The following is a 23,112-nucleotide window of genomic DNA, read 5'->3' as shown; positions in this document are numbered from 1 at the left end:
CGGATAGATCGGGGCGCTCGACGCGCTCAACTTCGGATGCTCGGGCAACCGGCGCGCGACCTACCCCTCGTTGGTATCCAGCGGCTTCCAGCGGAACCACTCGGTTCCCGGCCGCTCGTATCAAGGAGGAAGAGATGGTTAGAGGATTGTTCGTGCCGCTCGACGACACAGCACAGATTGAGCCCCGCGAGTTTGCCGGGCTCGACGACTACCAGAGGGCGGTGGGTGGCTGGATCGAGCCGGTCGACATTCCGTCGCTCGGTGTGACCATCTACGTCAACGAGGAAGGCCTGATTCGGCAGCTGCCGCTCAATTCGCGCGCCACGTTTCTGTGGTGGTTCCACGTACCGGCCGCCCGCCAGAAGGTGATGCTCGCCGGCGACGCGGTGATCGTTGGGATACCAGATCGACGAGGCGACAGCACCGATGTGCCCGAGGCGGTTCTCGAACTGACGACACCCGGCCGGCGCTGGCGCGTGGAGTACCTGACCGTGCCTGACTCCTGTTGGCGTCAGGGTGACATTGAGCACGACGACGTTTGGGGAGCAATGTTTTGGGGAGTGATGCTCCTTGAGCGTGCCGCTGGGGTGAGGCACGTACGGCTCGCTCCGATCACCGCCTCCCACACCAATGCCATCTCGTCCGACTGATCCAGCGGCGACCACTTGAGCAGCCCACTGGCTGCTCGTGGTCGCCGCTTTTCACATACCTACTGTCCGGCCGACGTAGCAAGCGAGCGGAGGTCGACGGCCGCAGCGATCTGGGTCTCCGTCGCAAGGAGGTAATGCCACGTTCCCCAGGTTTTTGCAGCATTGACACGCTCGATCCATGCGACCGCAGCTTCCGCCTTCGCCGTCACTGAAACGCTGTCTTCAGCAGCGGAGTCCGACTTTGCCTCGATGACCCAGGTGCTGCCGTCGCTCGCGACTACCACGAAATCCGGGAAGTACCGACCGCCTGACCACGGCACCCACGCGATGCCATTCGTGTAGATGCGCTGCCAGTGCGAAACGTCGCCCCAGGTGTCTAGTTTGCGAGCTAGGCGAAGCTCGGCAGTCTCCGAGTCGAAACGCGCGAATTGTTCGATGGATCGATCCCACGGCCCCATCCACGCGTCCTTGCGATAGGCGTCCCAGACCCCGAGAGGTGCGGTCGGCTTCGGACGACGTTCCGGAATCGTCACCGGGTCCCAGCGATACGACGGGGCTAGCTGTCGAGCTTTGTACGCCACGCGAATTAGACCGAAGAGGGCTTCCTCAGCGCGGGCCGCGTGATCGAGGCTCCATTCCCACTCGTCATCAGCGCCGTCGATCCCAGCCCCGCGGATGAACGCGTCGACCAGCTCGAGGGCTCGCGCCTGCTCGGTCATCTCGGCCTCGACAAGGCCTGATCCCATGAGGCGCCCGAGAAGCTGACTGCGCACCTGCTTCCCGGTGGCGACCTGGCGCGTTGCGTCTTCGCCCTGAACCGCCTGGTCGACGACGCGCACGTTGCCTTCAAGATCGCGCTCGGCGTTAATTGCGCGACGTACGAGCTTCACGGGGGAGTCGTGACGGAAGATCGTGCCCTGCTGCTCGACAGCGAGCTCCGTGACGTTCGCCAAGGTAAACCGCATCGGCGTGACGATGCGTTCTTCCTTCGGGAATTGGATCGGCGCAAAGTCCGGGTTGCGGGGCATCAACTGACCAAGCGCGTCAACGCTCGCATTTGCCTCTGCAAGCACGGCGCCCATCTCCTCGGCGAGAAGCAATTCCGCCGGTCCGAGACCGTCGAGTGACGTGTCGCCGGCCGGAGGGGTAATCTGCGTCGCGGTGACGGCGAACCCGGTCGCCGGGTCTTCGACGTCTCCGCCCATCAGGCTCGTGAGATCGAGCGTGCCGTCATCCAGAGTGGGCTTGGTCTCACCTGCCGCCTGCGTCACGAAGCGCTGAAGCAGCGCCTGCTTGTCGCGGAGGAGCTCCGCGTACGACTCGTGGGCAACGAGATCGACCTGGTCGATCGCACCGATGTCCGTGCGGCGGCTGAACGGAAGCCGCAGTCCACGACCCAGAACCTGCTCGGTGAGGCTCTCCGACGCGAGAGCACGGCGGGCGACAATGACGCCGATGTTCTTGACGTCCCATCCCTCTTTGAGCTTGTCAACACTGACAATGGCCCGAACCGGGCTGTCCGGCTCTTCAACTTTTGCGAGCGCCTCGAGCGCAGCGTCGCTCGATCCACTTGTGATGAGCAACACTTCACCTTCGCCGGACAATAGGTCTTCGCGCGTCAGAAGCTCCGCGATCTCCTTGGCATCCGCGATGTTCTGACACACCACAAATAGCACTGGAGGCACCGGAACAAGCTGAGCCGCCTCGGCGAACTGACGCCAGACCGGCTCCTTGCGAGCGCGGAGCAAGCAGGCGTCCGCGAGCTGCGTCTCGAGATCCTTTCGTCCGTCCGCGCGGTACACGATCACGGGGATCTTCACCAGGCGGTCAGCGATGGCGTCGGCCAGCGAGTACTGGTACACGACCTTGCCCGCTTGAACGTCGGCGGCGTCCGGAGTCGCCGTCAGGCCGACTACGGCGCGAGCGCCCAAGTCACGCACGGCCGCGTTGAAGCGTTCCGCCTTCTCGCGGATGACGTGGTGCTCGTCGACAATCACGATAAGATCATCGACGTTCTGCAGATGCGTGTAGAGCGCGGTGCCGATCGTCTCGTTGTCTTGGCGTGCCTTGCGGCTCACCTTCTGCGTCGGCGAGATGAGGGTCTGGACATTGAACACGTAGAGCTTGAATTGACGCGGATTGTGCAGCGCGTCGCCGATCTCGCCGCGGGCGAAGTTGTCCGCAGTGACGAGTACGGGGTCTACCTCCGCGCCGGCCACATATTTCGCGTCGCCAGGGGTGAAGTTGCGGATCGTCTTCGACAGGATGGTCGATCCCGGTGTCACGATCAGGACATTGCGGACGCCCTGGCGGGCGAGATAATCCACGAGACCGGCCGCCAGATAGGTCTTGCCGACGCCGGTCGCGAGGTCGGCAATTACCTCACGGCCATCGCCGTGGGCTACATGCTTCGCGAGTTCGTCGAGAGCCTCAGCGTTAGGGCGGCGCAGGTCCATCGTGGACGCGATCGAGGCCGTGAGATCGCCGTCGTAGGGTAGCCAGTCCGTCACTTGATCACTCCACTTCTCGGGAAGAGACCCTGTGGTACCTGCAGAACACGAGACCCAGGACTGTGGCGGCGCAGCAACTGGCGCGCCTCAGGTATCACGGCGAGAGCGGCGACCAGCAGTGTCTCGTTGCTGTTGATGCCCGCGAGCAAACCTTCGATGTCCGCTTCATCTACTGCCCCGCGGATGACTGCCAGGCGCGAGCGATGCTTGCGACCCACGAACGGGCCGTCGGACGCCTCAAGGACGTAGCCGAGGCGCGCGGCGATGGCTCTGCCAAGAGTTGCGTCATCCGTCTCGTCGGATACGACGACTGTCTCGAAGTCCGCCAGCTGGAAGGACTTGAATGCTTGCTGGTGAACTGTCAGTTCCCGGAAGCCGCCGCCACCCCGCCATTCGCTTGCCGCTGCAACTGAGGTTTTCGAAAGCGACTTGAGGCGCTTCACCGTCTTAGTGATGTCTGGATCGGTGAACTTGTCGGTCGGCTCTTCGTCGAGGCCAAGATCCAGCTCTGCGGAAATGTCCTCTGTGTCGTCCTCATCGAGTGCCGACAACGGATCGTCCAAGTGCTTCGCGAACTTCGAGAGAAGTGAAGAAAACTGCTTGGCCTCCTCTGGTGTGACACCCTTCGGTAGGGCCTTGTCAGCAACCAGCGTGACCGTGCTCAGAATTCCCCCCTGGTCCTCGCCGCTGACAACCTTCTGCAAGCGGGGGCGCGTGAACTTAGCCAACACGTCGGCGTCACGCTCGATCGTGACCCACCGCCTCCCGAGCTTGTGTGCGACTGCAGCTGTCGTGCCAGAACCGGCGAAGGCGTCGACGACGATCTCACCCGGCTTGGTCGCGATCTCGATGATGCGGCTCATGAGGCGTTCCGGCTTGGGCGTGTCAAACACCGAGGAGTCGCCGAAGAGACCGACGATCTCCTTCTTTGACTCGTCAGTGTGGCCTACCTCCTCGTGAGGCCACCACGTCCACGGAACAAGCCCCTGATCCTCGTCCAAGTAGCGGATGGTGTTTGGCATGCCGTCGCCGTTGAGTCCGAAGTACAGGCGGCCATCGTCACGGAGCTGCTGCATGACGCCCGCGTTGACGCTCCAGGCGCGCCCGTTGGCGGGTCGCACGACCCGACCGCTCGGGGTCATTACGTCGTAAAACTGGCTTGCAGTGGCATGCCCGCCCTGCACATCGAGCGGGATCGGTCGCCATGGCCCGCGTGGGTCGTTGTTTGGATTGCGATACTCCTTCGCGCCGGATCGCTGGATACGATTGCGAACTTCTCGCCAGTCGGACCCTTTGCGTGCGTAGACCAGGATGTAGTCCTGCACCGCCCCGATCGCGACTCGGTTCTCTCGCGAGTAGCGTTTCTGCCACACGATGGTCGCGATGAAGCTTCGACGCCCGAAGATCTCGTCGAGCAGGACCTTGGCGTAGGCCATCTCCGCATCATCGAGGTGCACCCAGACGGAGCCGTCTGGCGCCAGCAGTTGGTCGATCAGGTCGAGTCGCTCGCGCATCATGCTGAGCCACACGGAGTGCTCGAGGTTGTCGTCGTAATGCTCGAATGCCTGCTTCGTGTTGAAGGGCGGGTCGATGTAGACGAGCTTGACCTTGCCCTTGTACTGCTCGGCGTACTCGGGCGTCTTGATAAGCGAGCGCAGGGCATCCCGGGAGTCACCGTGGATGAGGAGGTTGTCCGCGGCGGTGCCGGCGACGTCGCCCACACGCTCGACCTCGTCGAGGATGCGGACTTCGGCTGCTCGAACGTCGGCGGGGTCGACCCACTCATACCCGCCCTTGTCGTCCGAGACCAGCGCTTGATCCTTATTCGACCACGTCAACGAGAGTCGACCGACCACGTGCACCTCGCTCTCCGCAGCCCCGAGCGGGCATACCCAGTCCATTTTGGCATCGACCTCGGACGTGCAGGACGAGCCGTCCCGGGCCGCCGTTGCCGAAGTGACAACATTTTGACTAGTGCCCCGGCGGGCCGCGTGGCTCATAACTAAAAGCACAAAGGACAATGGGCACACGTAACCGCTGCTCGAGATCGATCGATATGAACCCGAATCAACTTGCTTCCGATTCCGCCCTGTTGCGCGCGGACCGGAGGTCCGAATGCGAATAACTCACGTCCGGTTGTCCGGCTTCCAGTCCTTCGGCCCCGACGCGACGGAGATTGCACTCCGTGACGTTACCTACGTCCTCGGCCCGAACGGTGCAGGCAAGACGGCGGTGCTCGAAGCACTCTCTCGGCTCTTCAGCCCATTGTCCACACAGCGCAGGGTCCGTCACTCCGACTTCCACATTCGGAACGGTCAAACCGCGGCTGAAGTGCATGCCGCCCGGCCAGAACTGTGGGTCGAGGTGGACGTCGAGATCCCGGAGTCGGGTGCAGCGGGAGACCACGCGGCGGTGCCGGCGAACTTCGCGCACATGCGGATTGCGACCGAGGACGGCGTTCCCCGCATCCGGGTGCGGCTCACTGCCACCATCGCACCGGACGACGTGATCGAGGAGAAACTCGAGTACGTCCTCGAAGCGGATGCGGACGGAGAGCCGCTCTTGCGGGCTGACATGTCGCGCTTCGACCGCGCCAACATCGAGGTGCACTACCTGCCTGCTCGCCGCGACCCCGCCGAGCACATCGCTTATACCACGGCGTCGCTCGTCGGCCGAGCACTTCGCGCCGCGGACTGGACGACGGAGCGGACAACGCTTGACGCGCTTTCGAAGGATCTCACCGACGCGCTGGCCGACAACGACGCCGTGAAAAGCATCGTTGCCCAGCTCGCGGGGGAGTGGAAGGGTCTGCACTCAGGTGCCTTCTTCGCCGACCCCTCGATAGCCTTTGGCAGCGGCGATCTGGAGAGCGTGCTCCGACAACTCACCGTGTCGTTTGCACCGTCGCCGGCGGGTTCGTCGCTGCCGTTCGATCGGCTCAGCGACGGACAGAAGTCGCTGCTGTACATCTCGCTCGTGCTCGCGTGGCAGTCCCTCGCGCGCGAAGTAATGAATGGGACGGAGATGTCGTTCGATCAGCACCGCTTGCGTCCTCCCGTCCACACCGTCATTGCGCTAGAGGAGCCTGAGAACAGCCTCGCTCCGCAGTACCTCGGCCGAATCATCCGACAGCTCCGGAAGGCTGCGGAGCATGGCGACTCGCAGTCGCTCATCGCGACGCACTCAGCTGCCCTGCTCCGCCGGGTCGATCCGGAATCGATCTGTTTCCTCCGTCTCGATGGTGATCGCCAATCTCGGGTTCGACGGATCGTCCTCCCGACATCCTCGAAGGACGATGCTGCCAAGTACGTGCGGGAAGCCGTGCTGGCGTTCCCCGAGCTCTACTTCTCGCGGTTGGTCGTGCTTGGGGAGGGTGACAGCGAGCAGGTAGTGCTGCCACGAGTCCTCGCCGCGTCTGACATCGCGGAAGACGACGCTTCCGTGTCGGTCGTGCCGCTCGGCGGACGCCATGTCAATCACTTCTGGCGCCTGCTCAACGAGTTGGAGATTCCACATGTCACCTTGCTCGACCTCGATTCTGGGCGGCATCAGGGCGGCTGGGGCCGAGTTCGTGGCGCGCTGAAGCAGTACAACAAGCTGAAGCAGACGTTCGCACAGAACAAGATCGACGCGCTTCCCGAGTGGGACGATGCGAAGGACTTCCCGACGTTCACCGAGGGCAAAGGTGCGATCCACGTCCTCGAGAAGAAGGGGGTCTACTTCTCGCACCCAGTCGACCTTGACCTCATGATGCTCGAGGCGTTCCCGGACGCCTACGGCGCGAAACCAGCGGGTGCTCCCGACGAGAAGGTCGTCGCTGCTGTCCTAGGCAAATCTCGCGCGAACGAGGATCGCCTCTCGGCCGACGTGCTCGCCCTCTTCGCGGATTACCACCGCATGTTCGACCTCAAGAGCAAGCCGGCCTCGCACCTCAAGGCGATGGCGGCACTCACCGATGAAGAGCTTCTCGAAGCTCTTCCCGAGGTTCTTGAGCGTCTCGTCGCGGACGTGCGCGTGAAACTTGAGGCGCTCCCCGAGTGATCCAGCCCGATGACTGGCGGCCGATCAGTGGACTCGACCTAGAGCCGAACGCGCTGAGGGCGGTCCGTGAGACCGCGGCGAATGTCGTGGTGACCGCAGGGCCGGGCGCTGGCAAGACTGAATTGCTGGCCCAACGCGCGGACTTCCTCTTCCGAACTGGTGCGAGCCCGTATCCAAAGCGGATCCTGGCGATCTCTTTCAAAGTCGATGCGGCGCGTAACCTGCAGTCTCGCGTTCGCCTGCGCTCGGGAGCACAATACGCCGCTCGGTTCGACAGCTTCACGTTCCACGCCTTCGCCAAGCGACTCATCGACAACTTTCGTCCGGCGCTGACCGGACAGAACGCCCTCGTCCGGGACTACAGGATCGATGCGCGCACCCGGATACAGAACGAGCAGATCACCTTCGACGACCTCGTCCCTCTCGCTCTGGAGATCCTGGAGAACAACTCCTACGCTCGCGGGGCGCTTAGGCAGACCTACAGCCACGTCTTCATGGATGAGTTCCAGGACGCGACGACGGCACAGTACGCCTTCTTGAAGGAAGCGTTCGCGGGCACCGGAGTGCAGCTCATCGGCGTCGGCGACACCAAGCAGCGCATCATGGGCTTCGCCGATGCGCTGGAAGGGGTCATGGCGACATTTGCTTCAGACTTCAGTGCGTTGGAGCTGCAGCTCTACCAAAACTTTCGTTCGAACCCGCGCCTGCGACGGATGCAGAACCGCATGATTCTCGAGATGGATCCGACTGCTGCGAGCCCCGAGGCTGACCTCGTCGGCGATGAAGGCGTGCTTCAGGTGCTCCGCTTCGACACCGACGAGGATGAGGCGGCAGCCGTGACAACGTTGATCCAGGAGTGGCTCGACGCTGGCGTGCCGCCGCGAGACATCACGGTGCTCGCTCGGCAACAGCCGCATCTGATCACGGCCGTGCTGGCTGGGCACCTCACAGCGGCGGGGATTCCCTTTCGCAACGAGCAGCAGTCCCAAGACCTGACGACAGAGCCGGTCGCGGCCCTGATCTTCAACTACCTGCGAGTGGTTGCGGACGAAGGACGCCCGACCGCCTACGGCGAGCTCGTGCGTGTCGTGACGCGGGGGGGTATTGAGGAGGTCGACGGTGTACTGGACAGCAAATTGCGAACGATTCTCCTTCAGGACCGACTGGCCGTGCGCGCTGCCAGCTTCGATCAGGCGGACTTTGCGTCGTGGAAGCCGCTCATCTCCGCCTTCTTGAAGTTCGTGACGCGTCCGGCGCTGAACGCGCTCTCGCCTTCGTACCAGCAGGGCTCCCGCCTTAACGATGTCATCAAGGAAGCCGCCGGCGCATTCAAGCGCGAGCTGAACGTTGACGGCGATCCGGTAGAGGCGCTCGACAGGCTGTCCGAGGAAGACGCCGTGCGAATCCTGACGGTTCATAAGTGCAAGGGCCTGGAGTTTGAGAACGTCATCGTCTTTGGGGTCGAGCCACAGTTCTTCTGGGGTAGCAAGCCGAAGGACGTGAAGGCGGAATTCTTCGTTGCGATCTCACGAGCGAAGGACGAACTCGTGCTCACCACGGCACGGCATCGCGCGAAGCCTGTTGGCGCGAACCCGTACTGGCGCGAGGACTCGCCTCCGCATGAAGAGCTGCTCGCCTACGCCTATGAATAGAACCGCATAGCTGCAATGCACGTCGGTCCGGGAATCGGTCGCAGCTGGAAGGTTCTCGCGGGTCCTGCGATCGGCAGTCCAGGGATTCCTCACCTCTCGCGGCTACCGCGCCGCGATCGCCCGAACCTGGTCAGCGCGGCGGTTGCGGGACGAGCTGCTGGTGCCGGAAGTGGCGCGGTTGCATGCGGAGAACTATGGCATCTACGGGCGACAGAAGATGCATGCGCTGACGCGCAGGCAAGGGTGGGCCATTGGCCGCGACCAGACCGAGCGATTGATGCGTCTCGCGGGGGTGCGGGGCGTGAGGAGGTCGAAGCGGGTGTTCACGACCCGCCCCGACAAAATGACCGTGCTGCCGAGCGACCTGGTGAACCGTCGCTTCACGGCGTCGGCGCCGCGGCGGCTCTGGGTTTGCGACGTGACATGTGTCGCGACCTGGTGCGGATTCGCGTATGTCGCGTTCGTCACCGACGTGTACTCGCGGCGCATCGTCGGGTGGAACGTCGCGGCGAGGCTGCGGTCGGAGATCCTTCCGATGTGGGCGCTCGATATGGCCGCCTGGGCCGCAGACGGACGCCTCGACGGGCTGATCCGTCATGCCGACCACGGATCGAACTACACAGCGATGGTCTACACCGACCGGATCGTCGAACTTGGCGCCATGCCCTCGACAGGAACGGTGGGTGACTCGCTTGACAACGCGATGGCCGCGGCAATGAACAACCTCTACGAGACCGAACTCATCCGCCAGCGCGGCTCGTGGCGCACAGTCGAGCACGTCGAACTCGCGACCCTGGGGTGGGTGTAGTGGTGGAACAACTCCCGCCTCCACGGCGAGCCCGACATGCGCACCCCGATCGAGGTCGAGCAGACGTAATACGCTGACCTCGAATCGGCCAATCCGGCGCCTGCCGGACAAGGCTCCCCACGTGATTCCCCGGTCGGCGGCGAAGACAGACTCGTCCCATGGTGCTCCCCGGATCCGACGTCGAGACCTATATGTGCTGCATGTCGGAAGCCCATGCCAGCATGATGCGCGTGACAGAACTCGCGTACATGACGTTGTCGAACTGGGGCCAGCGCGGCACCACCATGGAGCCGCAGAGTGCCCGCATACGAGAATGGCTTGGGCCCGCTCCATACTTGTTCGCCACGGCGAGCAAGAAGCATTATGAAGACCAAGCCAGCCTGGACCGCACGATGGTGGAACATATTGCTCTCACGGCGTCCGATCGGACCGTGGTCGAGATTCGGGAACTCGACGAGCTGATCCGCGACGACGCGACCATCTCTCACGCGATCACTGTGCTCCGCCCATTCGAGGAACGGGACTGTGACCTGCTCGCTGAGCTCGTCCGCGGAGATCACCTGGAAAAGGTGTTTGTGATCGTTCATCACGAGAACTACCCCATCCGCATTTGGCTGGATGCGATGGGAGCCACCGATCTGCACAGCGGCACAGTGGCAGATGCGCTGAGCCCGGTGCTGCTGCAGGCGGCTGAGTCCATCAAGAGCGAGGATTACAACGGACTTTCCTCCGGCCGAGGTAAGGACGCCATCGTGCAGCTGGTGCGCGCCTTCGCGCCGCATGGATACCCCGTCGATCCGGTGCTCTGGATGCGCGCGTACTTCGCCGTGGGTGGGTCGTTTCGGGGCGCCGCCGACATCTCGAAGCTCGTGACCGAGATGCAGCGCGGCGTTCGCCACCGCGTGAAGCCGAGGTACCGCGACGAGATCTACGACATCCTGTTGGCGCGCACACAACAACACGACGGCGCCGTCTGAGTGCCGCCTGCCAGAATTCACATCATGCGATTCCTGAGCAAGCTTTTCGGTCGTACTGAGTCGACAGAGCCTGCGGTCACGGCGACTGAGCCACCCGGAACTCGCGATCCCACCCTTCCGCAGGTGCGGGCCGACACAACGTACGCGCTCGGCGGCGAGCAAAACCTTGTGAAGCTCACCGGCACGACGACTTTCGCCAAAGACGCGATTGTGCGTCTTGCCAAACGGCGCGGCGCCGGTGAGGGCGGCTACATCGAGACGGGCGGCACGCTGCAACGTGAGCCGGACAATCAGGCGGATCGTCATGCGGTGGCCGTGCACGTCGAGGGGGAGAGGATCGGGTATCTCCCTGGCTACCTGGCGAAGCTGATCGACCTCTCCACGAATGGCGCCCGCGAAGCGCAGGTGCAGATCTTCACCGAGCTCGTTCCCAAGGGGCTGCGGGCAGAGGCCTGGGCGTGGCTGGCGGAGGGGCCGGCGCAGTGGCAGTGGTCTGTAGCCAACCGCCCGCCGCTATCGTCGGGTGCGAAAGTTGCGGCGCACCAACAAGGTATCGACCGCTTGGTGGCGGATGCGCTCTCGGGCGGCGGTACGCGAGCCGAGTCCTTCGAGCCAGGCATGGTCGCCGGCGTCCACTACCTGCAGCTGGTCGAGCCAATCAAGCAGCTCAAACGCGAGGGACGCCTCGACGAGGCGCTGACCCTCTGCCACGCCGCTATTGAAGGCGCGGAGGCTCATAGGGAGGGCCGCGAACCAGCGCCGTGGTACACCGAGCAGGCCGCGATTATTCACCGCAAGCTCGGGCAGCGAAGCGAGGAAATCACGGTGCTGACCCGATGGCTCGCCCACTGCCCGCCGGACCGCCGCGACGGCACCCGCGTCGGTGAACGTCTCAGCAAGCTAAACCCGTAACGGCCACGACGTCGGCCCGCCGGCTGACCGCCCGCTAACCGAGTTTCCGTGGGCCACCCTCCAACCTGTTAGCGCGACCGCGTTCCCCCGGCCATGGGCTACCTAAACTCCCACGGGCACTTTCGGCCGATTCGACCAGCGCCCGTGCTGCAGCGGGCAAGACGGAGGCCACGCGAGTCAACAATCGTTCCTGTAGACAGGGCTCTGCCGGTGCCACCTTCTGGCTGCCCTTAGCGTTGACGCCGACCACCGTCGCTAAGGGGAAGGAGTGAGCTGAGTTGTCTGTGATGATGCGTCTAACTGCTGATGCGTCGCTAACTATCCGGTGGGTTGTCCCGACTACTCTTTAAGGCGACGACCGTCGGCGCCGATGGAGGGATACGAGATGAGTGCACCCGGCGAGGACCCTCCGCATGCCTGATCCCTCCTACGACTGGGCGGCCCTGTATCAGAAGCATCGCGATGCGATGTACGGGGTCGCCTACGAAGTGCTGCGCGGGAGTGGGCGTTTCGACCTGGCCGCTGATGCGGTCCAGGAGGCGATGATGTCGCTCATGAAGGCGCCTCCGGCGGAGCCTCCACGTAGTTGGGAAGCTCTGCTAGTGGCGACGTCGAAGCGACGGGCGCTCGACATCGTGCGATCCGCCGCGGTCGTGCGGGGTGTGGAGTACTCCGAGGAGTACGTGCCCGCAGCGGCGGCGCCAGATGAAGACGATGCCGCGGAGTGGCTCGAGAAGATGGCGCGTGTGCGTCCTGCGGTCTCGCTCCTCGACCCTCAGGAGCAGCAGGTGCTGGCCCAGTACATCGTGCTGGACCGTGCGCGTGACGAAGTTGCCGCGGAGCTCGGCGTCAGCCCTGGTCGCATCAGCCAGATCAGTACGAAAGTGTTGTCCAAGATCAAAGCCGCAGCGGAGGAAGGAGGGTGACCATGCACTCAGATGATCGAGACCTGGAGATTGCGGACATCCTTGACGCTCGCGTCGGCCGGTCGGCCGTTGTCGCAGGAGCCGGCCACGCGTCGGACCGCCCCGAGCTTCAAGGGCTGCTTGAGGCGGCCGATGTCGCCTGGGCTAGTCAGCAGAGCGCTCCGCCCCTTGCCGATGATCCGGTCGCGGCCATGCTCGGGCTCGTTCCCGACGCTGAGCTTGAGTTGAATGGCAAGGCACTATCGACCGCTCGCAAACGCGCGGGACTGACGGTCAGCGCGCTAGCGCAACGCCTCGCCGCGCGTGGCTGGGATGTCACGAGTAAAGAAGTCTTCGCTTGGGAGAGCGGCAGGAGTTCGACTCACACCCCCGCGTTGATCAATGCGCTCGCGGAGGAGGCCGGGGTCGACGCGGATCGACTGCGCCGGAGCGCACGCGCCGACCCTGAGCGTGCTTGTCTGGCCGCTGTCGTGGGGTCAGAAGCATTCAAGGCACTGGCGCAGCGGTGGGCGCGGATCCAGGGAACTACCGTCGCGCTGGCGGCTTCTGCGTTGGAGTCGCGGATGCTGGTCGCGGTGCACCGGGGTGGTGCTCCCGAAGCCGATGTTCTGCTCGAGACGCTTGAGGCGCTGGTCGAGTCAGTCGAAGGTACCGAGGGTTCGTGAAGCTCGGACCGTGGATCGAGCGCGCCGTGAAGATCCTCGACCCCGCGGTACAGGAGCAGTTCGTCCTCGACCCAAGCGAAGCACTCACCGCAGGTCTGCATCTGACGGTCCGTGCGGTGGACTCGCTGTCAAGGAGCCGTGGTGATGGTGGCTTCTGCGATGGCATGTCGTTTCTCGACGACGGGGTCGTTCTGTACGCGCCTACACCGAACAGCCGGCGCCAGAACTTCACCCTCGCGCACGAGCTCGGCCATTGGATCGTGGAGCGAGACCAGAGACTGTTTGACTGGATCGCTGATCAGTCGGATCCGCCCGCGCTGCTCGAGACGGTGTGCGACCAGATCGCCCAGCGGCTACTGCTGCCCGACGCGCTTATTGCCGAAGTCGTTGGCGCGGATCTGGTGCGTGCCCACCACGTGCAGGACCTCTTCGACAACAGCCAGGCCAGCTATCAGGCCTGCGCGATCGCGATCTCACGACGCATCCGAGGGCTGGGCGCCGTCGTGCTTATCGACCGCTTCGACGGTCAAGTCGCGCACGCAAGCGTCCAGCCTGAGCCTGATGACGGGTGGCCCGTCGTTTACCCATGGCGCGGACAGACCCTGCCGGACGCCCATGCCCTCCGGCAGAGCGCTCCAGGAGCGGCGTTCACCCGCCGAATCACGTGGCGTGACTCGTGGGGGAGGACAGCCGACTTCTACGCCGACGCCATCGCCGATGACCGGCGGATGATCGCGGTACTGGCCGGACATGACATCTGGAAGGTCGACCCCGGCTACATGATCCAGCCGCGCGACTTCGACACGCGCCCCCTCCTGACCGTCTTCTGCTGTGGCCAGAGTCGATCATTCCGGGGCTATCCCTGCCCCACGTGCGGCCAGGGATTTTGCCCCGTCTGCAAGAACTGTCAGTGTGACCGGGCTGCTAAGACCGAGGAGGCTTGCACCGGCTGCTACATGCTCTTCCAGCGCCACCTTCTCGTCGACGGTCTCTGCGAGGGCTGCCGCTAACTCGATCGCCTCCTGCTCCGACTACTTAGTGAGGGGCTGACCGTCAGCCCCCAGAGATGGAGCCGGAAATGGCGAAGAACACGGGACGCGGTCACCGCGTCGGTGCGGTCAAGGGGCGCAGCGAGTTCCAGGTCGGCAAGACCTGGTTCAAGCGAGACACCTCGACGGGCCGCATCATGAACGGCAGCCCCAACCAGCACAAGGGCGTCCGCAACGAGAAGTGATCGAAGCGGAGCCGGCCCGCGGTCGGCTCCGCTCGTCACCGCTTCATCTCACCCTCATCACGAGAGCAAGGAATCATGGCAGATCGACGAGTGACCCATTCCCGCAAGAACCGCGACGGTGACATCACCGCCATCGGCACGCCCGGCCAGTACTGGTCGCCGCGTGCGAAGGCAGACGCCATCAGCGACATCGAGCTCCGCATCCACACGTACTACGTGCAGTGGCCTGAGAAGCGCACGGAGATCCGTGTCGTCAACGGCGCGACTGGCAAGTATCTCCGCACGGATCGGGACAACACGACCCGCAATAACCTGGACGACCTCCCGGACCTGTGACGACGGCGCCGAACAAGTGAAGGACCGCCCCGTCTGTACGGGTGCGGTCCTTCACTTGTTTGACGGCCGAGCGGCAGCGTTACGCGGTCTTTGCCTTCGTCGGTTCACGCAGCACGACACCAGCCCTCAGGATGGCTGCACGCATCGTCTCCTGGTTCACGTCGAGCTGTTTGGCGACTTGCGAAAGTGATAATCCCGCCTGATAAAGCTGAGCTGCTTCGCTCACCTGGTCGAGAGTCATCGGCTGACGGCGCACGACGACCCGGGCTTCGCGCAGGATCCGCAGGATGGTGGACTTCGCGACGCCGTACTCCTCAGCGAGCGTGGTTGAGGTCTCGCCGTTGCTGTACCGAGTGACGACCGCAGCCTGTTGGTCGGTGTTCAGGCGGTTCCAGCCACGCTTGGCTCGAGGTTGGAACTCCCGCAAAGAATCCCTGACAGAGGCGGAAATCTCACGGAGTTGAGCCGCTGTAACGGAGGTCGTTGATTTATTGGAACAGAGATAGACGATGTCGACTGGAGGGGGAGGGCAACGGGGGTATTCAAACCCGTTGTCCTCCTTCGATTCTGGGGGCGGAGATTTGCCACGCGGTTCCGTTCCATAGACCGCGCGCGCAGGCACGCACTGTCGGTCGCTACTGTGCTACGAGCGCCGCTGGCGGGTAGGTCAGTCGGGGTGCGCGCGCTCATCTGCGCTCCAGTCCTCGTCATACCGGATAGGAATGCCGAGGCGTCCGGAAGCCGCCTCGAGCATGGCAATCATTTCGGCGTCTTCGGTGAGTCTCGCGTAGACCCACGTGACTCCCATTGTGGCTATAGCCAAGGCGCCGGTAGAGACGTGCGCAAACCGGTCGTCATCACGCCCGGGCACCAAGACAACCTGACCATCAACGAGCTCGAAGAACCTGTGCTGAGACCCCGCGCGAACGTGGGAGATCTGAGACAGAACCGCATACGTGCTCTGTAGCACGATGTGCTCCGGATCGAGGACGTCGAGGATCTGCATGATGGGAGGCATGGATTTGGCGCCGATAGGAGTGGCCACCCGCTTCGCCATATCCTTGTACGTCGCATCATGTTGCCACTTGGCCAGTCGCTCGAAAAGCTCCCGTTGATGGGCGGCGCTGGACTTCTCGAGGCGGTCCAGTCCGTCCGCGCGCAAGTAGGCGTACTGCACGGTTACGGCGTATTCCAAGGCGGAGCGCGCGAGCACGTGTGCTTCCAGGCTGTGGCGGTCTCCGGTGAGGACGGCGGCAGCCTTGACGAACCGTACTGTCTGCATGATCGGTCCGTAGAGAATGAACCAGGGCCTGCGGTTCGTTTGCCGCACGCGGACCTTCTGATCCAGTCCGCCGAAGTAACGGAGGCAGTCGTTGACGAACGATAGCGCCGCGTTCTGGTGGGCACGCGATTCCTGAGATGGATCACTCACAGCCGGAAGATATCAGCGACTTGCGACATCGATAGGCCCCAGCGCCCAACCGACACGAATAGCGCCCATGTTACGTCGGACAGACGTGTTCGACGTCTAGTCGCGAACTAGCCCGCGCACCCCGCGTACCCGCCAACGGCACAGAGCTACGCAAGCCGACGTAGAAGATGCATCGCGCCGCCTACCCGCCCGCGCTTGAATTGTGCTCATGACTGATTCTGCGCCCTCACCCCAGCCGAATGGCCTCGACGTCTACGTCATCACCTACGACGAGGAGGGTCACGAGGAGCGGCGCCTCCCATCGGATGTGACGGACGCTGTCGTGGAACGGTCGAGGGACCTCGGTATCAACAAGGGGTCCTGGACGATCGACCGCATCAAGCACGGGCCGTTGATCGCCGCAGAGTCGCAGCTCCGGCTTGTGAACGTCGGTAGTCTCGGGCGAGCGGTCGCAGGCAACTACTACGGCACCGTACTTATCGTCGACCGGACGCCTCCTCCAATCGACGAAGACGTCTACGACATCGACGGTCGTTACGACGTAGACATCGTCGACGACGTGGTGGTAGCCATCGTCACGCAGCGGTATCCAGCTCAACCCGCCGAGACGGAAGCGGAGATAGCGGCCAGGCTGGAACGCATCGCCGCCGCATATGGGTGCCGGGTTGCCGGAGTCAGCTTCACCCTTCCTGGCGGCGGAACTCCGGAGGAGTTACTGTCCCATTGGCCCGAAGGCGAAGAGTGGTCCGAACGCTTCCGCGCAGAGACAATCGAATCTCTGGCAGGCATGGCGCACGACGTCAAGGTCTCTATCGCTACCGACGATCACGTCACCATGGCGACGTTGATGGACGGCGCCGCAGCCATGGCGGACTATCTCAGCGCAACGCGGACAGGCCCTCTTGACGCCGCCGGAGTGCTCAACCTGCTGCGGGGTGGCCACTTCAACTTGCTCATCGGCGAAGAGGAGTCCGACTATCTCGAGGTCAAGACCCAGATGCACCCCATCTCGGCGCCTGGTGACACAGGCAAGAAGGCGAAGGTCGAGCTTGCGCAGGACGTTGCTCGATTCGCCAACGGAGATGTCGATGCCGTCCTCGTCATTGGATACAAGGAGGCACCTGGCGGAGCCAACACGATCGGGAGTCTCACCCCGGTCGCGGACTCCGTTCTAAACACCGCGCAGATTCACGAGCTGCTCGATGCCCGCATCGTGCCGCCGGTCGATGGGCTTCTCATCGAGAAGTTCGCGGTGACCGCGACCGATAGTGTGCTCGCGATCTATGTTCCGAAACAGCCGAGCGAGATGCAGCCCTACCTGGTCCATGGCGCAATCGCGGAGGGCAAAGTGGAGGGTGCGTTCTTCAGCATCGTGCGGCGCCGCGGCGAAGGATCGATCACGACCTCTGCCCAGCAAATCCACGCGTACATCGTCGCGGGTAAACGGTACCTCCGAGGGGACGATTAGTCGGCGCGCAGTCCGACGAACTCGGAGCCGCCGTTCGCGGGCCGACACACCCGAGCGACGATGTCTGACTGATGCCCTACCGTGTTGCGCAGAGAGAGCGGAGCATCGGTGGCAAGTAGGGGAATCCCGTCGGCGAGGGTGATATCGGCAGATGACGAGGGCGTCGAGGCAGCCTTGAAGAATATGGCTTCGGCGATCTCCGGTTTACGCCCGGGGGAGACGCTGCTCGACTACGCCGCGCGGGGCCCGGACGTCATTCGCGAAAACGTCACCGCGATAGTCGAGGTCGTTGAGCGGGCCGATGCTTTCGACGTCATCGAGCTGATGCGGCTCCGAGAGACTCCGGTTGTGCTTGACGGGTATCGCGAAAGTCTTGCAGACCAGAGACCCGCAGCAGTTGAGTTGATCGCACTCATCTTGCTTTCTCGCGGTGAACGTGCGCCGGATGGCGCTGACACGAGGAAGGCGAATCCGGCGGCGGCGATCGCCGACTTCCACGATCGCTGCGATGTGATGCTCAGCGTCGGACAGTTCATGTTGCTGTCGGAGGGGCGGGACGAAAAGTACGGGCCCCTCACCAGTCTTGCTGCCACATACGTCGGCCATGACATCAATGTGAAGTTCAAGCAGTATGCGCATGTGCACGACGCGATGAACGAAGCACTGTTCGGAACTGAACACATTGGCAATCTGCTGCTCGACTCGCTTGGCTTCAGTTACGAGGACTTCATCGCTGTGCGCACCGCGATACGAGAGGTGTACCTTGACCGCTTCTTCGCCGCACGAGACACTCTCGGCGAGATCGCACAAGAGTGGTCGGACAGTGGACGGGCAGAACAGCCGGAAGATCGCATCGAGCAGGGCCGCGCTGCGGTGCACGATCTCATGTTCTTCCCCGGTAAGCGCGCCGCGTTCACTGCTTCCGACATCGCAGCTGCCTCCAACGTGGAGCTTGGGCGAGTGGAACAGGTGCTTCAACGATTCAGCGTTCCGTTCGGAGCGCCATCGGATCCGGTTGCAACGGTTGAGTCCTACCTCGCCGGCAACAGCCCCTTCCGTAACGCGGCACTCGTCGTTGACGGCGAGGGCAATTACATCTCATTGAACGTTCCGATCGGAACGGACTGCTTTCGACAGGTCGTCGAAGCGACCGTCAAAACTGACGCGGCGAAATGGAAGCGCTACGAGAAGCGCCGTGTTGCGGTCAGCGAGCAACTCGCAGTCGAGCACCTAGAGACGCTGTTCGGCACGAGTGCTGCCTACGTGAACTTGAAGTACTTTCGTCCCAATCCGGGTATCGATGTCACGCAGCTGGGTGCCAACGCCGTCAAGATCACGTCGATAGCAGAGCAGACGGAGGCAGATGCACTGTTCCTCGTGGAAGACGTTGCCATCTGCGTCGAAGTGAAGGGGAGGAGCGTCTCTAGTCAGGCACGCGGGGGACACGTGCAGCGTCTCGCGAATGATCTGCGTGCGACGGTCGGGGACGCGACCGAACAGGCGCTTCGGCTCGAACGCCTCATACGGACCAACGGAGGCCTGTGGGACGAGAACCAACGATGGCTTGATCTCACCTCGATCCGGGAAATACGGTCAGTGGCTGTCTGCCTCGATGACATGGGCCCGCTTGCGACAGCCCTGGACGAGCTCGTGCGAGCGGACGTCCTCAAGAGCGACCGCTTTCCCTGGATCGTCTCGCTCCACGACCTCGCGATCGTCGCTGAGGTCGTTGACCGTCCGGCGGAGTTCCTGCTCTACCTCCGACGACGCACGGAGTCGGATGTCTCGCTCAACTTTGCAGCCATAGACGAGCTCGACCTCTTCATGCTCTTCCTCTCGGGGCAGCTCTATGTCGAGCCTGACCCGGACCGCGTGAGCGAGGAATTCCTCGGAGTGCGCCGTCCAACTGCGAAAGATCGTCGTCGGCACCGTCGTCAGGCCGTCCCGACACGAGTCATGACGCATACCGATCCACTCGATGCCTGGGTCTACTTCCGTGAGGGATCCAGCCAGGCGGAAGCGCCCAAGCCGGAGTTCAGCTCTCATCCCGCAGTGCTTGAGCTGGTGGACTTCCTACAGGATGGCCGGAAGCCGGGCTGGTTTCGCTTTGCTTCCGACCTTCTGAACCTCGCGGACGAAGCGCAGGAAGATGTTGTGCGGGGTATTGATAACGTCATCGAGTCAACCAAGAAGGACGGGCAACCGCACACGTCGTTCGTGTCGTTCGCCGGAGCTTGGGGTTACCCCGCGCTCTTCGTCGGATCGCAACCAGCCAAGCTGCCGCAAGCGTTCGCGAGCCAGCACTTAGCGACGTATGGGATCACGAAGAAGCACCAGATACAGTCCGACCGCGCGCTTATGGTGTTGGTCGACGAGCGAGGAGCGATTCGCTCCGTGCGATATGACAACCGGCGTCCCGCTGTCGATGCTGAGCTCGATGAACTGGCGACTGAGATGGGACTCATCCCTGTCGAGGTGATGGGGCGTCCAGTGCCGCCGTCGGCGCGACGAGCGACGAAGCGACTCAACCCCGGCAAAAAGAAGCGGAAGCGATGACGAACCTCCACTGTCGTCGCGAGCGTGTGGCAACACCGCAATGAGTATGGATTTCGACCGAGTGCGGACAACAGCGCTGGAGGCGCGGAGGGCGATGCTGGCTATGCGAGCCGAACCGTGGCGCAACGCGAAGTCAATCTTTCCGGCAGTGTGGTGCGAACACGCTTCGATCGCAGTTGCCGAGGTGCTAGCTCATCGTGACCTCGGATCATGGCGTTTCGTAACCGCGGGCGAGGCATCCTCGCCGTCCGGGCACGCGTGGCTTGAGTTCTGCGACGGACACGAGGGGGTTCTGTACTCGATCGACATCACTCTCGACCAATTCTCCGAGTGGCAATCGCCCTTCGTAGGAGAGGGATCCACCCCCGCACGTTCGCGGTTCACCGTGCCCAGATACGACGGCCCTTGGAGAGAATGGCCCGGCAGCGCGCACAGCGACACCTACGCGAACTATGCGGAACAAGTGGTCGCGTTTCTCGATGAGGCGGAGTAAGTGGCGCACTGCGCGGGCACAGACACCGAGTTCGTCAAGTTCGGCTCACGCTTGGTTGGCTTTCGTGGGCTCGCGCAGAGCGACGCCGGCCTTGATGATCGCGACCCGCATTGTCTCCTGGTTCACGCCGAGCTGCGTAGCGACTTGTGAGAGCGATAGCCCATCCCGATAGAGGTGGGCTGCTTCCCTCACTTGCTCGGGCGTGAGCGGTTGGCGCCGCACCACGACGTCCTTGTCACGGAGGATACCGATGATCGTGGACTTGGCGACACCGTAGTCTCTTGCGAGCTGGGTTGTGGTGGCGCCCGATTCGTAGCGACGCGCTACTTCGGCCCGCTGATCGTCGCTCAGGCGGGTCCAGCCACGCTTGACACGTGGTTGGAGCTTGAGCTCTGAGTCCCCGGCTAGGGCGGAAATCCGACGAACATCCGCCGCCGTGACAGAGGGCGTCGATTTATTGGAACAGAGGTAAACAAGGTCGACCCATTGACGGGCGGTCAAACCCGTTGGACAACTGGTGGGGCGGTTGAGCTCTCGGCCAACCGCCCCGGTTGTTCACGTCTTATCAGGCCTGTGCGCGCAGGCGTTCCAAGCCAAGCTTGCCTCCGACTACCGCAGCAGTCAGTTCCTCCACTGAAGTGTCCTCGCGTCGGACATCGAGGATCTTTTGTCCGTGGTTCATGACGATGTGCCGATCGCACACCTGATACGCATGATGCAGGTTATGGGTGACAAGCGCGGAACTGACGCCCTCTGACTTGAGGTGCCGTAGATAGTCGAGCAGCGCCTCCGTTGCCCTCACGGCGAGTGCGGAGGTCGGCTCGTCCAGGATCAGCAGGCTGCGCTTGAAATGAACGGCGCGTGCGATAGCTACCGCTTGTGCCTGACCCCCGGATAGCGAGGACACGAGCTGCTTTGAGCTCTTTATGCCTTCGATGGTGACCACGGTGTCAAGAATTTCCGTCGCGATCTCATCCATTTGCTTGAGTTTCATCAAGCCGAGGGCGTTCGTGATCTCTCGCCCCATGAAGATGTTGCGGGTGATCGACATTTGGGGGACGAGCGCGGAGTCTTGGAAGATTGTCTCGACGCCGAGGCCCTCCGTGACCGGGCGCGTCACGTGGGGTACTGCTTCCCCTCCCCAGTAGTAGGCCCCTTCCGTCATTGGAACCACGCCAGACATAATCTTCACTAGGGTGGATTTGCCGGCGCCGTTGTCGCCGAGAAGTCCGACGACCTCGCCGCGGCCGATGTCAAACGAGACATCTTTGAGGACGGTGTTGGCGCCGTATCGTTTCGTGACTCCCTCGAGGCGGATCAGGTAATCATCGGTCATGACGCTTTCCCTTCCATGAGCTTGTTGAAGATTGCAGCGACGACGATGATCAACCCGACGAACAGCTGGATGTAGAAGCCGGGGGCCTTGGCCAGGATGAGGCCGTTTTCGATGAGGCGAATGAGTGCAGCACCGATCACCATGCCGATGACGGATCCGCGTCCGCCGTTCAGCGAGCAGCCGCCCACTACAGCTGCTGCAATCGCCATGAGGGTGTAGTCGTCCGTGCTTCCTGGCTGCATCGACCCGGTGCGAACCGAGATGAGGATGGTGGCGAATCCCACAAGGAGGCCGAAGACTGCGAAGGCCAGCAGCCGAACGCTGGTGGGCTTGATGGAGATGGCCTTTGCCGCCGACGGGTTGCCTCCCACCGCGTAGATGTGGTTGCCGAGCTTGTGCCGGTGGAGGAAGAGCCATGCGAGCGCCCCGATGAGAACGAGCCACACCAGTTGAGCGCGGAAGAATCCGAAGTCCCCCGCGAACAAAGTGGTGAGGGTGTCGTCCTTTGCGTCGACGAGGATGGCCGGGGATGTGCCGTTGACGAAGATGCTTGCGCCAACCCAGAAGAATCCCATGCCGAGAGTGGCGATGAACGAAGGGATTCTGGTGAGTACGACGATCAGCCCGTTGATGAGGGCGATGGACGTGGAGGCCGCGAGCCCTGCAGCGATGCCGACTGGCCAGCTCGTGGCTTCCGACACGTTGATGAAGATGATGGCGGTGAAGCCAATGTTGGCGCCGAGTGACAGGTCGAATTCGCCGGCGACCATGAGGATGCCCGCGGCGATTCCAAGGAGGGCGAGAACGGGTATGGACTGGGAGATGACGCCAGAGAGGTTGCTGGCGGACAAGAACGGGAATGCTGCGGGAGCGATTGTTCCCGCGACGATGAACCCAATCAGGACCAACGCGAAGATGATGCCGATTTCAAAGGCGCCGCGCCCGCGGCTGTAGCGGAGGTTGTCGCGGAATTTTTCGCCGAAAGTGTGCGGCTGATTATCGCGCAGGCGGCGGCCTGTGATCACAGCTTCGGTCGGGGCGGGGGCGGTAAGAACGTGTTCGGACGGCGGATCGGTGGATGGCCGCTCGTCGACGGGGTTGGGCATGGAAGTGCCT

At 63.0% G+C, this 23,112-nt stretch carries 20 protein-coding genes; 13 read left to right on the top strand and 7 right to left on the bottom strand.

Annotated features, from left to right (window positions below):
• The first annotated feature begins 152 nt into the window (after window positions 1-152).
• Window positions 153-650: a DUF3846 domain-containing protein gene (locus AB0N82_RS08840; protein WP_363390545.1), complete on the top strand. Its 498-nt coding sequence runs from the start codon at window positions 153-155 to the stop codon at window positions 648-650.
• A gap of 59 nt (window positions 651-709) precedes the next feature.
• Here AB0N82_RS08840 and AB0N82_RS08835 read toward each other — a convergent pair whose 3' ends face one another.
• Together AB0N82_RS08835 and AB0N82_RS08830 are read right to left on the bottom strand one after the other, a co-directional pair.
• Entirely contained in the window at window positions 710-3,160 is a 2,451-nt protein-coding gene (locus tag AB0N82_RS08835) for a DEAD/DEAH box helicase family protein (RefSeq protein ID WP_363390542.1), read from the bottom strand.
• Entirely contained in the window at window positions 3,157-5,160 is a 2,004-nt protein-coding gene (locus tag AB0N82_RS08830; protein ID WP_363390539.1) for a site-specific DNA-methyltransferase, read from the bottom strand. Before AB0N82_RS08830 ends, AB0N82_RS08835 begins: the two co-directional genes overlap by 4 nt.
• 136 nt (window positions 5,161-5,296) lie before the next feature.
• On the opposite strand from AB0N82_RS08830, the gene AB0N82_RS08825 reads away from it, so the two are divergent.
• The 10 genes from AB0N82_RS08825 (at window position 5,297) to AB0N82_RS08780 (ending at window position 14,711) form a co-directional block, all read left to right on the top strand.
• Complete coding sequence (locus AB0N82_RS08825; RefSeq protein WP_363390536.1) at window positions 5,297-7,201, top strand: AAA family ATPase; 1,905 nt, start codon at window positions 5,297-5,299, stop codon at window positions 7,199-7,201.
• Window positions 7,198-8,853, top strand: coding sequence for an ATP-dependent helicase (locus AB0N82_RS08820; RefSeq protein ID WP_363390533.1), 1,656 nt, complete (start codon window positions 7,198-7,200; stop codon window positions 8,851-8,853). The genes AB0N82_RS08825 and AB0N82_RS08820 overlap by 4 nt, the downstream gene beginning before the upstream one ends.
• A 10-nt stretch (window positions 8,854-8,863) precedes the next feature.
• Window positions 8,864-9,661: an IS3 family transposase gene (locus AB0N82_RS08815; RefSeq protein ID WP_363391195.1), complete on the top strand. Its 798-nt coding sequence runs from the start codon at window positions 8,864-8,866 to the stop codon at window positions 9,659-9,661.
• A gap of 158 nt (window positions 9,662-9,819) precedes the next feature.
• The gene (locus AB0N82_RS08810) at window positions 9,820-10,638 is read left to right on the top strand and encodes a hypothetical protein (RefSeq protein WP_363390530.1); all 819 of its coding nucleotides are present in this window, start codon (window positions 9,820-9,822) and stop codon (window positions 10,636-10,638) included.
• A gap of 24 nt (window positions 10,639-10,662) precedes the next feature.
• On the top strand, window positions 10,663-11,550 hold the full coding sequence (locus AB0N82_RS08805; RefSeq protein ID WP_363390527.1) for a hypothetical protein: 888 nt from the start codon (window positions 10,663-10,665) through the stop codon (window positions 11,548-11,550).
• 413 nt (window positions 11,551-11,963) lie between these two features.
• Window positions 11,964-12,476 (top strand): sigma-70 family RNA polymerase sigma factor, encoded by a 513-nt coding sequence (locus AB0N82_RS08800; RefSeq protein WP_363390524.1) that lies wholly within the window; start codon window positions 11,964-11,966, stop codon window positions 12,474-12,476.
• Between the two features lie 2 nt (window positions 12,477-12,478).
• Window positions 12,479-13,141 carry a helix-turn-helix transcriptional regulator gene (locus AB0N82_RS08795; protein WP_363390521.1) on the top strand — a complete coding sequence of 221 codons (663 nt, stop codon included), beginning with the start codon at window positions 12,479-12,481 and terminating at the stop codon, window positions 13,139-13,141.
• The gene (locus AB0N82_RS08790; RefSeq protein ID WP_363390518.1) at window positions 13,138-14,151 is read left to right on the top strand and encodes an ImmA/IrrE family metallo-endopeptidase; all 1,014 of its coding nucleotides are present in this window, start codon (window positions 13,138-13,140) and stop codon (window positions 14,149-14,151) included. The genes AB0N82_RS08795 and AB0N82_RS08790 overlap by 4 nt, the downstream gene beginning before the upstream one ends.
• A gap of 68 nt (window positions 14,152-14,219) precedes the next feature.
• Window positions 14,220-14,375: a hypothetical protein gene (locus AB0N82_RS08785; RefSeq protein ID WP_022894611.1), complete on the top strand. Its 156-nt coding sequence runs from the start codon at window positions 14,220-14,222 to the stop codon at window positions 14,373-14,375.
• Window positions 14,376-14,450: 75 nt separating this feature from the next.
• The gene (locus AB0N82_RS08780; protein WP_108250005.1) at window positions 14,451-14,711 is read left to right on the top strand and encodes a DUF3892 domain-containing protein; all 261 of its coding nucleotides are present in this window, start codon (window positions 14,451-14,453) and stop codon (window positions 14,709-14,711) included.
• A gap of 79 nt (window positions 14,712-14,790) precedes the next feature.
• Here the strand turns inward: AB0N82_RS08780 and AB0N82_RS08775 are convergent, their stop codons facing one another.
• A complete protein-coding gene (locus AB0N82_RS08775; RefSeq protein WP_363390514.1) occupies window positions 14,791-15,138 on the bottom strand; it encodes a helix-turn-helix domain-containing protein in 348 nt (115 codons plus the stop codon).
• Between the two features lie 240 nt (window positions 15,139-15,378).
• Window positions 15,379-16,143 carry a hypothetical protein gene (locus tag AB0N82_RS08770; RefSeq protein ID WP_363390511.1) on the bottom strand — a complete coding sequence of 255 codons (765 nt, stop codon included), beginning with the start codon at window positions 16,141-16,143 and terminating at the stop codon, window positions 15,379-15,381.
• A 208-nt stretch (window positions 16,144-16,351) separates the two neighbouring features.
• Here AB0N82_RS08770 and AB0N82_RS08765 point away from each other — a divergent pair, with 208 nt between their 5' ends.
• Window positions 16,352-17,611 (top strand): hypothetical protein, encoded by a 1,260-nt coding sequence (locus tag AB0N82_RS08765; protein WP_363390508.1) that lies wholly within the window; start codon window positions 16,352-16,354, stop codon window positions 17,609-17,611.
• A gap of 183 nt (window positions 17,612-17,794) precedes the next feature.
• Window positions 17,795-20,167, top strand: a complete 2,373-nt coding sequence (locus AB0N82_RS08760; protein WP_363390505.1) for a hypothetical protein — start codon at window positions 17,795-17,797, stop codon at window positions 20,165-20,167.
• Between the two features lie 538 nt (window positions 20,168-20,705).
• On the opposite strand, the gene AB0N82_RS08755 is transcribed toward AB0N82_RS08760, so the two are convergent.
• The 3 genes from AB0N82_RS08755 to AB0N82_RS08745 form a co-directional block, all read right to left on the bottom strand.
• A complete protein-coding gene (locus AB0N82_RS08755) occupies window positions 20,706-21,161 on the bottom strand; it encodes a hypothetical protein (RefSeq protein WP_363390502.1) in 456 nt (151 codons plus the stop codon).
• A 64-nt stretch (window positions 21,162-21,225) separates the two neighbouring features.
• Window positions 21,226-21,996, bottom strand: a complete 771-nt coding sequence (locus tag AB0N82_RS08750; RefSeq protein ID WP_363390499.1) for an ATP-binding cassette domain-containing protein — start codon at window positions 21,994-21,996, stop codon at window positions 21,226-21,228.
• Complete coding sequence (locus tag AB0N82_RS08745) at window positions 21,993-23,102, bottom strand: ABC transporter permease (protein ID WP_363390496.1); 1,110 nt, start codon at window positions 23,100-23,102, stop codon at window positions 21,993-21,995. Before AB0N82_RS08745 ends, AB0N82_RS08750 begins: the two co-directional genes overlap by 4 nt.
• Window positions 23,103-23,112: the final 10 nt, after the last annotated feature.

The organism is Microbacterium sp. NPDC089186 (genome assembly GCF_040685115.1).
Lineage (GTDB): Bacteria > Actinomycetota > Actinomycetes > Actinomycetales > Microbacteriaceae > Microbacterium > Microbacterium galbum.
This window is presented reverse-complemented; position numbering and strand designations above follow the sequence as displayed.

Coding starts and splice junctions, on each gene's coding strand:
- AB0N82_RS08785 (WP_022894611.1), top strand. CDS start 14,220: ATGGCGAAGAACACGGGACGCGGTCACCGCGTCGGTGCGGTCAAGGGG.
- AB0N82_RS08800 (WP_363390524.1), top strand. CDS start 11,964: ATGCCTGATCCCTCCTACGACTGGGCGGCCCTGTATCAGAAGCATCGC.
- AB0N82_RS08795 (WP_363390521.1), top strand. CDS start 12,479: ATGCACTCAGATGATCGAGACCTGGAGATTGCGGACATCCTTGACGCT.
- AB0N82_RS08780 (WP_108250005.1), top strand. CDS start 14,451: ATGGCAGATCGACGAGTGACCCATTCCCGCAAGAACCGCGACGGTGAC.
- AB0N82_RS08765 (WP_363390508.1), top strand. CDS start 16,352: ATGACTGATTCTGCGCCCTCACCCCAGCCGAATGGCCTCGACGTCTAC.
- AB0N82_RS08750 (WP_363390499.1), bottom strand. CDS start 21,996: ATGACCGATGATTACCTGATCCGCCTCGAGGGAGTCACGAAACGATAC.
- AB0N82_RS08810 (WP_363390530.1), top strand. CDS start 9,820: ATGGTGCTCCCCGGATCCGACGTCGAGACCTATATGTGCTGCATGTCG.
- AB0N82_RS08760 (WP_363390505.1), top strand. CDS start 17,795: ATGGCTTCGGCGATCTCCGGTTTACGCCCGGGGGAGACGCTGCTCGAC.
- AB0N82_RS08745 (WP_363390496.1), bottom strand. CDS start 23,102: ATGCCCAACCCCGTCGACGAGCGGCCATCCACCGATCCGCCGTCCGAA.
- AB0N82_RS08830 (WP_363390539.1), bottom strand. CDS start 5,160: ATGAGCCACGCGGCCCGCCGGGGCACTAGTCAAAATGTTGTCACTTCG.
- AB0N82_RS08805 (WP_363390527.1), top strand. CDS start 10,663: ATGCGATTCCTGAGCAAGCTTTTCGGTCGTACTGAGTCGACAGAGCCT.